The sequence below is a fragment of the Streptomyces sp. NPDC059499 genome, from assembly GCF_042749285.1.
Classification (GTDB): domain Bacteria; phylum Actinomycetota; class Actinomycetes; order Streptomycetales; family Streptomycetaceae; genus Streptomyces.
Genome location: NZ_JBHYTT010000007.1, coordinates 227,883 through 240,498, shown reverse-complemented (window position 1 = coordinate 240,498; position 12,616 = coordinate 227,883). Strand labels below are relative to the sequence as shown.

Below are 12,616 nucleotides of genomic sequence, written 5' to 3'. Positions count from 1 at the left end.
AGCCGCGCCCCTCGCCACTCCCGCAGGACACCGGGATCAGCGTGCCTGGGCCCTTCCCACCAGCTCACGCAGCACGTCCTCCATCGTGACCATGCCGACCAGCCGGTCGTCGTCCTCGTCCAGCACGGCTGCCAGGTGGGTACGGCTCCGCCGCAGCGCGGTCAGGACATCGTCGAGCGGCGTGTTGGCGCGTACCCGGGCGATCGGCCGCATCGCCGTCACCGGGAACGGAACGTCGCGGGGTGTGGCGTCCAGTGCGTCCTTCACATGGAGGTACCCGAGAATCCGCTGCTCGCTGTCCATGACGGGAAAGCGGGAGAAGCCGGATTCCGACGAGAGCCGCTCCAGCTCCTCGGGCGTCGTCCCGACCCGCGTGTACAGCACCCGGTCGACCGGGAGGAGGACGTCCCGGACCGGCCGTCGGCCGAGTTCCAGGGCATGCCGCAGCCGTTCCGCCGAGCGGTCGTCGACGAGGCCGGCGTCACCGGCGTCCTTGACGAGCCGGGCCAGTTCGTCGTCGGAGAAGGTCGCGGAGACCTCGTCCTTGGTCTCCACCCGCAACAGCTTCAGCAGCGTGTTGGCGAAGGCGTTGATGGTGAAGATCACCGGGCGGAGCGCCCTGGCCAGGGTCACGAGCGGCGGTCCCAGCAGCAGCGCGGTGCGGGCCGGTTCGGCCAGTGCGACGTTCTTCGGCACCATCTCGCCGAGCAGCATGTGCAGGTAGGTCGCCACGGTCAGGGCGATCACGAACGAGATCGGGTGAACCAGTCCGTGCGGCACCCCCACCGCGTCGAAGACGGGCTCCAGCAGGTGGGCGATGGCGGGCTCGGCGACGATGCCGAGCACCAGCGTGCAGAGCGTGATGCCCAGCTGCGCCGCCGCGAGGAGTGCCGAGACGTGCTCGAGGCCCCAGATGACGCTGCGCGCCCGCCGGTTCCCGGCCTCGGCCTCCGGCTCGATCTGGCTGCGGCGTACGGAGATCAGAGCGAACTCCGCGCCGACGAAGAAAGCGTTCACGACCAGGGTCAGCAGCCCGATGAACAGCTGCACGGCGATCATCGTTCGTTCTCCGTCGCATCGTCGGTACCGGGCAGAGGCGCGTGCAGCAGGGCGCGCGCGGCGCGGTGCCCCGAGGCGTCCACGACATCGATCCGCCAGCCGGTGAGCTCAACGGCGTCGCCGACCACAGGGATGCGGCCGACCTCGGTGGCGATGAGCCCGGCGAGTGTCTCGTAGGGTCCGTCCGGGACCCGCAGTCCGATGGTCCGGAGCTGGTCCGTGCGGGCGGCACCGTCGGCCGACCACAGGGTGCGTCCGTCGGCGTCCTCGCCGGCGGGTGCGAGGTCGGGCGTCTCGTGCGGGTCGTGCTCGTCACGTACCTCGCCGACGACCTCCTCGACGATGTCCTCCAGCGTCACGACGCCTGCCGTGCCGCCGTACTCGTCGATGACGACGGCCATGGCGAGTTTGCCCGACAGCCGGTCCAGCAACCGGTCCACCGTGAGCGTCTCGGGTACGAGGAGCGGCTCGCGCAGCATGTCCGAGACCGGCTTGCGGGGCCGCTGCGCTGCGGGAATGGCCAGCACGTCCTTGATGTGCGCGACCCCCACGACCGAGTCCAGGCTGCCCCGGTAGACCGGGAAGCGGGAGAGGCCGGTCGCCCGGGTGGCGTTCGCCACGTCCTCCGCGGTCGCCCGGACCTCGAGGGCGGTCACCTGGACGCGCGGCGTCATCACGTTCTCCGCGGTCAGCTCGGACAGGTTGAGGGTGCGTACGAACAGTTCCGCGGTGTCCGCCTCCAGAGCGCCCTCCTTCGCGGAGTGACGTGCCAGGGCCACCAGCTCCTGCGGGCTGCGCGCGGAGGCCAGCTCCTCGGTCGGTTCGAGGCCGAAGCGGCGCACCATCCGGTTGGCGGTGTTGTTGAGGTGGCTGATGAAGGGACGGAACACGGCGGTGAACACCCGCTGCGGAGTGGCGACCACCTTGGCGACGGCCAGCGGGGACGAGATCGCCCAGTTCTTCGGGACGAGCTCGCCGACCACCATCAGGACCACGGTGGACAGGGCGGTACCGATGACGAGTGCCAGCGTGGAAGCCACGCCGGGGGAGAACCCCATGGCCTCGACCGGTCCCCGGATCAGCTTGGCGACGGACGGCTCGGCGAGCATACCGACGACGAGGTTGGTGACGGTGATGCCGAGCTGAGCGCCGGAGAGCTGATAGGTGAGGCTGCGGACAGCCTTGAGCGCTCCCGCCGCGCCTCGTTCCCCCCGTTCGACGGCCCGTTCGAGCTCGCCGCGCTCCACGGTGGTCAGGGAGAACTCCGCCGCCACGAAAGCGCCGCAGGCGAGTGAGAGCAGCACCGCCACCAGGAGCAGAAGCACTTCGGTCATCGGTTCACCTCCGTCCCATGATCGGGCAGGGACAGGTGGTTCGCGCGATGTCGGCGGTTTCTACTACTGGGAGGCTCGCCCATGGGCGGACGCTCACACCTTTCGAGAAGTGGGACGGTTGAGAATCCATAGTAAAGGGTCGGCAAAATGCCGGGTGCGCCGGGCGTTCCCGGAGGTCACCCATGATCGCAGCCGATGAGGTGCTTCAGTCCTCTGCCCGCACCGGATTCCGGCATGCGCCGAAGGAAGTCCGAATCCGCCGGAGGGCCCGAATTCCAAAGGGACGGATGCAGAGGAAGAGCGAGGCAGAGGCAGAGGCGAGGCGTCCCCAGACGTGTCTACAGCGGTTTCACCCAGCGCCGCCAGTGATTCTCGCGGTGGTATCCGGCAGCCGCCCACGTGTGGTGCGCCGTCTCGTTGGCCTCCAGGACCATGGCGTCGACCCGGCGCCCGCCCAGGGAGATGAACCGTTGCTCCGCCGCGTCCATCAGGGCGGTGGCGACGCCCCGTCGGCGATGGTCCGGGTGTACGGCGAGCCGGTAGGCGGAGCATCGCCAGCCGTCGAAACCGGCGATGACGGTTCCCGCGAGGACACCGTCGCGCTCTGCGAGGAGCAGGGCTTCCGGGTCTCTCGAGATGAGCCCGGCCACCCCGTCGTAGTCGTCGCTGACGCTCGTTCCCTCAGCGGCCTCACCCCAGAACCGGAGCACGCCGCTGATGTCGGCCGGGGTCGCGCAACGGATCGCGAGGGACGCGGAACGTATAGGGAGTTCGCTCATGCGGCCAACCAAGCAGAGCACCGACCTGTTCTGCGAGCCATTTCCTCTCCCCGGGGACGGCGTGGTCACGGTGTGGCCGCGTGCCCGCCCCCGCCGGTTTCCGCGGCGCGGTACGCGCGCCAGCCACCGTGCGCCGTGATGTCCATGGCCCCGTGCAGCGCATACGGCTCACAGAGGAATCCAGGGGCCGTGGTGCCGTCGGCGAGGTCGATCCGGCCCAGCGTCATCGGGTGCGGGAGCTGTGCCGTCAGTGTCCCCAGCCCCTCCGGGGGCAGTTCCCAGATCTCCGTCTCCACGGCTGCGCCGTCCTCGGCGACCCGTTCCAGGCCCGGCTTTGCGGGAGTCGTGCGCAGCGCGTGCAGCCTGTAGGAGGGCGCTGTCCTCGTCGTACGGATCAGCCGGGCGCCCAGCGCGAGGAGCTGTGAGTTGAGCGGCTGGCCCGTCAGGTGGGCGCCGACCACGGCGAGCTGTACGGGCGGGGTCAGGAGCGCCGCGATCCGCGGCAGCCGTTCGTCGGTGTCGGCCGGGCCGATCAGCATGACGCCGAAGGGCAGTCCCGCGACGTCGCCCGCAGGCACGGCGAGCGCGCACATGTCGAACAGGTTGGTGGAGTTGGTGAATCGTCCCAGCCGGGTGTTCGCGCCGACGGGGTCGGCGGTCACTTCGGCGAGGGTGGGGTGCCCGGGCGTGGTGGGGAGCAGAAGGGCGTCGGAGTCGCCCAGTGCGCTCAGGGCCGCTGTACGGAGACGGGCCAGGCGGTCCCGGTCGGCGAAGAGACGGTGCGCGGGGATGTCGCGTGCCGCGGAAATGATCGCTGCCACCGTCGGGTCGAGATCCGTGGGCGCGGGAGTGCCGTCGATGAAGTCCCCCACGGCGGTATAGCGCTCGGCCACGAAAGCCCCCTGGTACAGAAGGGCGGCCGCCTCGGTGAACGGGGTGAGGTCCAGCGGTCTGATCTCGGCACCCGCCGCGCCGAGCCGCTCGACGGCGGCCTCGTACGCCTCTGCCCAGCCGGGGTCGAGCGCCCCCAGTTGCCGGACGGGAGGAACGGCGACGCGCCAGGGGCCCGGTGTCCGGGAAGGGACGGCGCGCGGTGCGGGCGTGCTCATCAGGCCCAGTGCCTGCTCCGTCTCGGGGAGCGTACGGGCGAACACCGTGACGCAGTCCAGGCTCGCGCAGGCCGGCACCACCCCCTCGGTCGGCACGAGACCTCGGGTCGGCTTCACACCGACGATGCCGTTGAACGCCGCGGGAACGCGCCCCGAGCCCGCGGTGTCCGTGCCGAGTGCCAGGTCGGCGATGCCCAGGGCCACCGCGACCGCCGACCCGGAGCTCGATCCGCCGCTGACGCGGGACGGGGCGACGGCGTTGCGCACCGCACCGTACGGGGAGCGGGTCCCGACCAGACCGGTGGCGAACTGGTCGAGGTTCGTCGTTCCGATCACCAGCGCACCGGCCGCGCGCAGACGGGCCACGGCGGGGGCGTCGGCGGCGGGCTCGTACGCGTACGAGGGGCAGCCGGCCGTGGTCGGCAGCCCGGCCACGTCGATATTGCCCTTCACCGCCAGGAGACGGCCCGACAGCGGAAGGCGTTCGCCCGCGGCGACGCGGGCGTCCAGAGCGCGCGCCTCCTCCTCCAGATCGGCGAGCGGACGCAGGTCGATCCAGATCTCGGGCCGGTCGACCGCCCGGACACGCGCGTGGGCTGCACGGACCCGCCGGAGAACGGGGCTGGGGTCGGTCATGGTGCCACCTCGGGTCGGCGGGACAGTACGAGCAGCGGTGTTCCTGACTCCACCTGGGCGCCGGGCTTGGTGAGGATCCGGACGACCGTGCCGTCCATCGGGGCATGAACGCGGGATTCCATCTTCATCGCCTCCAGCGCGAGCAGCGGCTGACCCGCCGTGACCGTGTCCCCCGCGGCCACGTTCAACTGCCAGACGGATGCGGCGAACTCGGCTTCCAGCAGTCGGCCGCCCGCAGGTACCTCGATCTCCGCGGGCACCTCGGCCGGGGCCGTTGCCGCCTCGGCCCTGGCGAACTCGCCGGCCTCCTCCCAGGCGTCACGCTCGGCGCCGAACGCGGTGCCCTGCCGGGTGCGGAACGCGGCTATCGACTCGGCGTTCGAATCGAGGAACGCCTGGTACCGCGCCAGCGAGAAGTCGCCTTCCTCGATGCGTGGTACGAAGCGCCCGGACGCGATGTCCGCGCGGAGCTCGAGGAGTTCGTCCGCCTCTACCGGATACCACTTGATGCGGTCGAAGAAGCGCAGCAGCCAGGGCGAACCCGGCTCGAACGCACCGCGCTGCTGCCAGCCCGACCACACCTGGGTCGTCCGGCCCACGAACTGGTAGCCGCCGGGGCCCTCCATCCCGTAGACGCACAGGTACGCGCCACCGATGCCGACCGAGTTCTCGGCCGTCCAGGTGCGGGCCGGGTTGTACTTCGTGGTGACCAGCCGGTGGCGCGGGTCCAGTGGAGTGGCGACGGGCGCGCCCAGGTAGACGTCACCGAGCCCCATCACCAGGTACTCGGCGTCGAAGACCGTGCGGTAGACCTCGTCCACGGAGTCCAGGCCGTTGACCCGGCGGATGAACTCGATGTTCCACGGGCACCAGGGGGCGTCGTCCCGTACCCCCGCCATGTAGCGCGCGATGGCTTCCCGGGTCGCCGGGTCGTCCCAGGACAACGGCAGATGCACGGTCCTGGACCGTACGACGAGGGCGTCGGTCGGCGGGAGGGCGGCCTCGGTGCGGTGGAGCAGCTCCAGGAGCCTTTCCTGCGGAAGGACCGAGGGGTCGGTCTGGATCTGGAGCGAGCGGATGCCGGGCGTGAGGCCGGTGATGCCGGGGACGGCCTGCGCCGTCAGCGCCTCCATCAGCGCGTGGACGCGCATCCGCAGCGCCAGGTCCAGCTGCATCGGCCCGTACTCGACCAGGACGTTGTCGTCGCCGCTGCGGCGATAGGTGAGGCTGCCGTCCTGGAACAGGATGCCGCCGTCGACGATCGCGGGGCGCGGCGCGCCGGTGATCGTCACCGGCCGGAAGCGGACGGTGTCGCCGGGGCGCAGCTGCCCCAGCTTCCAGCGTTCGCCCGTCACCACCGTCGCCGGGCAGACGAACCCGCCCAGCGAGGGCCCGTCGGGACCGAGGAGCACCGGCATGTCACCGGTGTAGTCGACGGCGCCCACGGAGTAGGGGGTGTCATGGATGTTGGACGGGTGCAGGCCTGCCTCGCCGCCGTCGGTGCGGGCCCAGCGCGGCTTGGGACCCACCAGGCGCACACCGGTCCTGGCCGAGTTGAAGTGGACCTTCCAGTCGGCGGCGTAGAAGTCGTGGATGTCCTCCTCGGTGAAGAACTCGGGCGCTGCGTGGGGGCCTTCGGCCGCCCCGATCCGCCACACGGAACCGAAGTGCGGACGTGCGCTTTCCGGGACGGCGACGCCCGCGGCCGCGCCGGTCCCGTCGGTCGCGCCCGTCGCTTCGGTCCCGCCGTGCAGGACGTCGCCGGTGCGCAGCGCCCGCCCACCGTGGCCGCCGAAGCCGCCGAGCGTGAACGTGGCGGCGCTGCCCAGGAAGTCGGGGACGTCCAGGCCGCCACCCGCGAACAGGATGTAGGTCCGCAGTCCGTGCGCGGCCGGGGTGCCGACGGCGAGGGTGGCGCCGGCCGGGACCGTCAGGGGCTCCCACTGCGCGACCGGCTCGCCGTCGACCGTCACGGGGGCGGGTGCGCCCGTGACACACACCGTCCTCGCGCGGGTGAAGCGCAGAGTCGGGCCCTGGAGCGTGCATTCGAGGCCGGGTGCGCCCGGGGCGTTGTCCAGAGCGGTGTTGCCGAGCCGGAAGGAGAGGTCGTCCATGGGGCCCGAAGGCGGTACGCCCACCTGCCAGTAGCCCGTGCGACCGGGCCAGTCCTGCACGGTGGTGAGGGTGCCGCCGGCCACCACCTCGATTCGGGGGGTCGGGTCCGTGACCGTGGCCAGGGTGGCGGTCGAGTGTGCGGCGCCCCGGAACCGGTCGTCGGCCAGGGCCGCCCGCACCAGGCCCAGATTGGTCTCGATGCCGTCCACCCGGGTCGCGGCCAGGGCCTCGTCCAGCCGGGTGAGCGCGTCGGCGCGGTCGGTGCCGTACGCGATGACCTTGGCCAGCATCGGGTCGTACGAGGTCGTCACCTCCGTACCCGTCTCGATCCAGGTGTCCACCCGGATGCCCTCGGCCTCGGGGAACGCGACGCGGGTCAGCAGGCCGGCGCCCGGGCGGTGGTCGCGGGTCGGGTCCTCCGCGTACACGCGTGCCTCGACCGCGTGGCCGCGTGGCGCCGACGGTTCCCGCACGACGTCGGTGTCGCCCTGTGCCAGGCGCAGCATCCAGGCGACGAGGTCGACACCGAAGATCTCCTCGGTGACGGGGTGTTCGACCTGGAGACGGGTGTTGACTTCCAGGAAGTACGCCTCCTCGCGGGCGGCGTCGTACACGAACTCCACCGTGCCCGCGGATCGGTAGCCGACCGAGGCGCACAACTCACGTGCCGACGCGGCCAGTCGGCTGCGGACGGCGTCCGGGAGGCCCGGGGCGGGGGCCTCCTCCAGGACCTTCTGGTTGCGGCGCTGGAGCGAGCAGTCGCGGTCGCCGAAGGTGACGACGCGGCCCCGGCCGTCGCCGAAGACCTGTACCTCCACATGCCGCGCGTGCTCGACGAGCCGCTCCAGGAAGACCCCCGCCGAGGAGAAGGACGCGGCGGCGACGCGCTGGACACGCTCCCATGCGTCGGTCAGCTCCTCGGCGGACCGGCAGGCCGACATGCCGATTCCGCCGCCTCCTCCGGTGGCCTTGAGCATCACCGGGTAGCCGATGCGCTCCGCCGCGGTGAGGGCCGCGGGCAGGTCAGGGAGCAGCCCGGTGCCGGGCGCCAGGGGGACCCCCGCCGCCTCGGCCGCCGCGCGGGCGGTGTGCTTGGCGCCGAACAGTTCCAGCTGATCGGCGGTCGGACCGACGAAGACGATGCCGGCGTCCTCGCAGCGCCGGGCGAACTCCGCGTCCTCGGACAGGAATCCGTAGCCCGGGTGGATGGCACCGGCGCCGGTGTCCTTGGCGGCCTTGAGGACCAGATCGGCGTCGAGGTACGACTCCTTGGCCGGTGCGGGGCCGAGGCGCACCGCCTCGTCGGCGAGCCGGACGTGGGGTGCGGAGCGATCGGCGTCGGAGAACACCGCGACGGTACGCAGGCCCAGTTCGCGGGCCGTCCTGATGATCCGGACGGCGATCTCGCCGCGGTTGGCGATCAGGAGGGTGTCGAAGGTCATCGCGCGGCCCCCGTCGCGGCGGGGGCGGTGATGGTGGCCTCGACGGCTGTCGGGTCGAAGCCGTTGCACGGGTTGTTGATCTGGGGGCAGTTGGAGACCAGGACCAGGACGTCCGTCTCGGCGCGGAGGGTGACCTTCAGGCCGGGCGCCGAGATGCCGTCCACGATGCCGAGGGTGCCGTCCTTCTCGACGGGCACGTTCATGTACCAGTTGATGTTGGAGACGAGATCCCGTTTGCCGAGCCCGTGCCGGGCGCCCTCCGCGAGGAAGTTGTCCACGCAGGCGTGCTGCGACCAGGTGTGGTGTCCGTAGCGCAGGGTGTTGGACTCCTTGGAGCACGCGCCGCCGACGGTGTCGTGCCGGCCGCAGGTGTCCTCGGTGACCGTCATGAGCGGGGAGTGCTCGTTCGACATCAGCACGCTGCCGGTGGTGAGGAAGATGCTGCCCTGCGCGTGGAGGGTGTCCGGCGCGCTGTAGCGGACGGCGGTGTCCCGGGCGTCGTACACGAGGAAGTCGACGGCCTGATTGCCGTGCAGGTCGGTGAGGGTGAGGTGTTCGCCCGCGCGGACCACGGCGGACCACGCGGCCCGTGCGGGGATCGTGGCGGTGGTGGTCGTGTCGGTCATGCTCGCCCCCTGGCGGTGAGGAAGTCGTACGTGTTCAGGAAGGCCCTGCGCCCCTCGGGCGATGCGTCCCAGAGCGGGTCGCCGGGCAGCGTCGGCCGGGCACGCCAGGCGACCACCTCCAGAGAGGTGCAGGTGTACGCCGGGCGGGGATCCAGCGGATGCGGGACGTTCGCGACGAGCACGGTCAGGTCCTGCTCGGCGCGCAGTGTCACGGCCGTGCCCGCTCCCGCCGAGCCGGTGAAGTCCAGGGCACCGTCCTCCCGTACCTCCACGCCCTGGAAGAAGGAGAGGGAGGGCGGCAGATCCCGGGGCTCGAGGCCGTTCTTGGCGGCGGCGAGCTTCAGTAGTTCACGCCCGGCGGGGGAGGCGGACTGCGGAGTGCCGTCCCCGTACCGCGCTGTGTTGCGCAGGAGGGCCGACGTACCGCACAACGCGTCGTGCCGGCCCGAGGAGTCGGCGATCACCGAGGCGAGGACACGCCCCTGGTCGGACAGGAGCAGCCGGTCCGCGCCGAGATAGGCGTTCCACTGCACCTTGACCGTGTCGGCGGTGTTCAGCCGCTCCCACGGGCGGCCGTCGGCGTACAGGAGCACATGGGCGCAGGCGTCACCGTCGAGGTCCGTGAGGCGAAGTTCCGTACCGCGGGCGAGGACGCGGTGTGTGTAGTTGCCTCCCGCGACGGTCTCGGCCCACACGGGCTCGCCGGGGAGGCCGGCCGGCCAGTCGGCCGCGGGGACCACCGGCATGTCACGGGTACGGGTGACGTGCTGGGAGCGGGCATGCTCCCGAGCTCCGTGTGTTGTCGCTGTCGCCATGGCTGGACCTCCGGTCGGCGGTGGCATCGGTGCGCGGCTCGCGGCGGGCCCCGCGCCAGTTTCTGTCGCTCGACAGAAATTAGGTCGCCCGGGATTCGGGTTCGTTGCCCGTCCATTGCGGGTGCGTTACCGACTGCTCACCAAGATCCGCGCACTCCGGGATGTGCGACGATCGGCCTCATGCCTCCCACCGGAAGAAAGGTCGGTCGCCCGCGCGCCCAGCAGCGGCCCGACAGCGGTCTGTCCGCGCGAGACGAACTGCTGGGCGCGGCCGCCGAGCTGTTCACCAGCCGCGGCTACTCGGCGACCACCACCCGGGCCGTCGCCGAACGGGCAGGCATGCGCCAGGCGACGATGTATCACTACGTCGCGGGCAAGGAGGACCTGCTCGCGGAGCTCCTCGAGTCCACGGTCACCCCGTCGCTGGCGGTGGCACGGCGACTGCTCGCCGATGACGCGACGAGTGCGGAGGACCGCCTGTGGGAGCTGTGCCGATCGGATGTGGCACTGCTGTGCGCCGGCCCGCACAATCTGGGCGCGCTGTACGTGCTGCCCGAGGTGCGGGCGGAACGGTTCGCCGGATTCCATCGCGTCCGGACCGAACTCAAGGACGCGTACGGGCAGTTGCTGGCCGGCACGGAGGCGTGTGCGGACCTGGACAAGGGTGAGCTGTCGCTGCGCACGGATCTGGTCTTCGGTCTGATCGAAGGTGTGATCCTGGTGCACCGCTCGGACCCGGAGCGGTCGGCCGACGTGTTCGCCGCCGCGACGGCGGACGCGGCGCTGCGGATCGCCGGGGCGAGGCGCGGCGGGTAGGGCACACGGCGGCCCCGGGCACCGGGGGTCCTGCCGGTGCCCGGGGCCGACGGTCAGCGTGCTGGAACTGCTCGCCTCCGGTACGTGCGGTACGCGGCGCCCAGCGCGACCGTGCTGGTCAGGAACAGGACCGTGAACCACTGGAAGTACCAGTGACCGCCCGCCGGGTCGTAGACCTCCGCCCGGGGCCAGGCCAGGTTGACCGTCATGAACAGGCCGTAGAGCAGGGCGAGAACATTGACCGGCAGGCCCCAGCGCCCCAGTGAGAACAGCGGCCTGCCCGCCTCGTCCACCGCATCGGTGCGGGAGCTGTACGTGCCGCGCAGCCGGCGGACCAGGAGCGGGCCGGTCACCATCGAGTACGCGAGGTACAGCATCACGATGCACGTGGTGCCGATGGCCAGGAACGCGTCCGGCGAGGAGAAGTTGAGGAGCAGTAGGACCGCGGCGAGCACCCCGACCACCAGCGCGGGCGCGGTCGGCATCCCGGTCCGCCGGTTGACCTTGGACAGCAGGCCGGAACAGGGCAGCTGACCGTCACGCGCCATCGAGAACAGCATCCGGCACGCCGCCGTCTGGACCGCCAGCGTCGCCACCACGACGGCGACCACCACATCGGCCAGAAGGACCCTGCCCAGGCCGTCACCCAGACTGCTGGTCAGTACGTAGCTCATGCCGTCGGCCGCGAGGTTCCCGTCCGTGAGACTGGGCGCGGCCAGCAGCCCGCCCAGGACCAGCAGGCCGCCGAGCAGGCCCGCCGCACCGAGCGCGGACAGGATCGTGCGCGGAGCGGTCCGCAGGGGATCGCGGGTCTCCTCGCTCATCTCCCCGGCGCTGTCGAAGCCGATCATCACGTACGCGGCCGTGAACGAACCCACCAGCAGGGCGCCGAACACACCTGTCTCCGCACCGCTTGTGTGGAAGGTGATGCCCGGACTGCGCTCGGAGTGCGTCAGCAGCAGTACCACGATCAGGACGGCACCGATGATCTCGGCCGTGACCCCGATCCGGTTGATCAACGACATCACGCGGTTGTCGATGACGTTCACCAGGGTCGTCAGGGCCAGCAGAATCGTCCCGAGGACCGCCGCGTTGGCCGCCCCGGTCCGCGACAGCGGTGCCGGGTCGCCGCCGAGGATCTGGAAACCGGACCAGATGGGGGGCATCACCATCTGGAGGGCCAGGGCCGCCGCTGCCACCACCACGACCTGACCGATGACCATGATCCAGCCCGCGAACCAGCCGAAGGTGAGATTGCTGAGCCGGGACGACCACTGGTAGATCGCGCCCGAAATCGGGTAGCGGGCGGCGAGTTCGGCGAAACACGCGGCGACCAGGAGCTGTCCGGCCAGCACGGCCGGCCAGGTCCAGAAGAAGACCGGACCGCCGAAGGCGTAGCCGACGGCGAAGAACTGGAAGACCGTCGTCAGGACGGAGATGAACGAGAATCCGGCGGCGAAGGAGGCGTACCGGCCGAGGCTGCGGTGCAGTTCCTGTCGGTAGCCGAACTCCTGGAGGGGGGAGCCGGCTTCCGGGGCCGGGGGTACGGCCGGGTCGGGACGTAGGTCGGCGGGGGCGGTGGCGGCCATGGCTGGACCTGCTCTCAGGGGAGGGCGGACGGTTCCGGGAGCGCGGGGCAGTCGGCCGAAGCCGTATTCCTGTCGGACGATAGAAATTAGGGAGAGGGTGTTTCCGCCGGATGACGCGGTCGTGTCCGCGCGGAGCCGAAGCGCTCACTCCGCACGGGGCGCGCCCGCAGCCCGCAGATGGCCGGCATGCGGGTGCGCGCGAGGTGACGGGGGAGGCGCGGCGGCGTATTCCCAGCTCACCGGTGTTCCGCCGGACGGTGTGCGGCCGTGCGTCCTGCGCGGGGTGTCACCGGTGC

Annotated in this window: 9 protein-coding genes; 1 reads left to right on the top strand and 8 read right to left on the bottom strand. The window is 71.4% G+C overall.

Annotation, left to right across the window (positions count from 1 at the left end; translation table 11 throughout):
• Window positions 1-36: 36 nt before the first annotated feature.
• The 7 genes from ACFW9O_RS19035 to ACFW9O_RS19005 all read right to left on the bottom strand — a co-directional run bounded on the left by ACFW9O_RS19035 (window position 37) and on the right by ACFW9O_RS19005 (window position 9,915).
• Window positions 37-1,059, bottom strand: a complete 1,023-nt coding sequence (locus ACFW9O_RS19035; RefSeq protein ID WP_351174978.1) for a hemolysin family protein — start codon at window positions 1,057-1,059, stop codon at window positions 37-39.
• Window positions 1,056-2,393: a hemolysin family protein gene (locus ACFW9O_RS19030; protein ID WP_384610692.1), complete on the bottom strand. Its 1,338-nt coding sequence runs from the start codon at window positions 2,391-2,393 to the stop codon at window positions 1,056-1,058. The genes ACFW9O_RS19035 and ACFW9O_RS19030 overlap by 4 nt, the downstream gene beginning before the upstream one ends.
• 338 nt (window positions 2,394-2,731) lie before the next feature.
• Complete coding sequence (locus ACFW9O_RS19025) at window positions 2,732-3,172, bottom strand: GNAT family N-acetyltransferase (protein ID WP_384610690.1); 441 nt, start codon at window positions 3,170-3,172, stop codon at window positions 2,732-2,734.
• A gap of 65 nt (window positions 3,173-3,237) precedes the next feature.
• Complete coding sequence (gene atzF / locus ACFW9O_RS19020) at window positions 3,238-4,917, bottom strand: allophanate hydrolase (protein ID WP_384610689.1); 1,680 nt, start codon at window positions 4,915-4,917, stop codon at window positions 3,238-3,240.
• On the bottom strand, window positions 4,914-8,474 hold the full coding sequence (locus ACFW9O_RS19015) for a 5-oxoprolinase/urea amidolyase family protein (RefSeq protein WP_384610687.1): 3,561 nt from the start codon (window positions 8,472-8,474) through the stop codon (window positions 4,914-4,916). Before ACFW9O_RS19015 ends, atzF begins: the two co-directional genes overlap by 4 nt.
• The gene (locus ACFW9O_RS19010) at window positions 8,471-9,100 is read right to left on the bottom strand and encodes an urea amidolyase associated protein UAAP2 (protein ID WP_384610685.1); all 630 of its coding nucleotides are present in this window, start codon (window positions 9,098-9,100) and stop codon (window positions 8,471-8,473) included. Before ACFW9O_RS19010 ends, ACFW9O_RS19015 begins: the two co-directional genes overlap by 4 nt.
• Window positions 9,097-9,915 carry an urea amidolyase associated protein UAAP1 gene (locus tag ACFW9O_RS19005; protein ID WP_384610684.1) on the bottom strand — a complete coding sequence of 273 codons (819 nt, stop codon included), beginning with the start codon at window positions 9,913-9,915 and terminating at the stop codon, window positions 9,097-9,099. Before ACFW9O_RS19005 ends, ACFW9O_RS19010 begins: the two co-directional genes overlap by 4 nt.
• Window positions 9,916-10,095: 180 nt before the next feature.
• Here ACFW9O_RS19005 and ACFW9O_RS19000 point away from each other — a divergent pair, with 180 nt between their 5' ends.
• A complete protein-coding gene (locus ACFW9O_RS19000) occupies window positions 10,096-10,731 on the top strand; it encodes a TetR/AcrR family transcriptional regulator (protein ID WP_384610682.1) in 636 nt (211 codons plus the stop codon).
• 53 nt (window positions 10,732-10,784) lie between these two features.
• Here ACFW9O_RS19000 and ACFW9O_RS18995 read toward each other — a convergent pair whose 3' ends face one another.
• A complete protein-coding gene (locus tag ACFW9O_RS18995) occupies window positions 10,785-12,320 on the bottom strand; it encodes an amino acid permease (RefSeq protein WP_384610680.1) in 1,536 nt (511 codons plus the stop codon).
• Window positions 12,321-12,616 lie beyond the last annotated feature (296 nt).

Excerpts from the sequence above, each read along its gene's own strand:
- atzF (WP_384610689.1), bottom strand. The coding sequence starts at position 4,917 with ATGACCGACCCCAGCCCCGTTCTCCGGCGGGTCCGTGCAGCCCACGCG.
- ACFW9O_RS19025 (WP_384610690.1), bottom strand. The coding sequence starts at position 3,172 with ATGAGCGAACTCCCTATACGTTCCGCGTCCCTCGCGATCCGTTGCGCG.
- ACFW9O_RS19015 (WP_384610687.1), bottom strand. The coding sequence starts at position 8,474 with ATGACCTTCGACACCCTCCTGATCGCCAACCGCGGCGAGATCGCCGTC.
- ACFW9O_RS19010 (WP_384610685.1), bottom strand. The coding sequence starts at position 9,100 with ATGACCGACACGACCACCACCGCCACGATCCCCGCACGGGCCGCGTGG.
- ACFW9O_RS19000 (WP_384610682.1), top strand. The coding sequence starts at position 10,096 with ATGCCTCCCACCGGAAGAAAGGTCGGTCGCCCGCGCGCCCAGCAGCGG.
- ACFW9O_RS18995 (WP_384610680.1), bottom strand. The coding sequence starts at position 12,320 with ATGGCCGCCACCGCCCCCGCCGACCTACGTCCCGACCCGGCCGTACCC.
- ACFW9O_RS19035 (WP_351174978.1), bottom strand. The coding sequence starts at position 1,059 with ATGATCGCCGTGCAGCTGTTCATCGGGCTGCTGACCCTGGTCGTGAAC.
- ACFW9O_RS19005 (WP_384610684.1), bottom strand. The coding sequence starts at position 9,915 with ATGGCGACAGCGACAACACACGGAGCTCGGGAGCATGCCCGCTCCCAG.
- ACFW9O_RS19030 (WP_384610692.1), bottom strand. The coding sequence starts at position 2,393 with ATGACCGAAGTGCTTCTGCTCCTGGTGGCGGTGCTGCTCTCACTCGCC.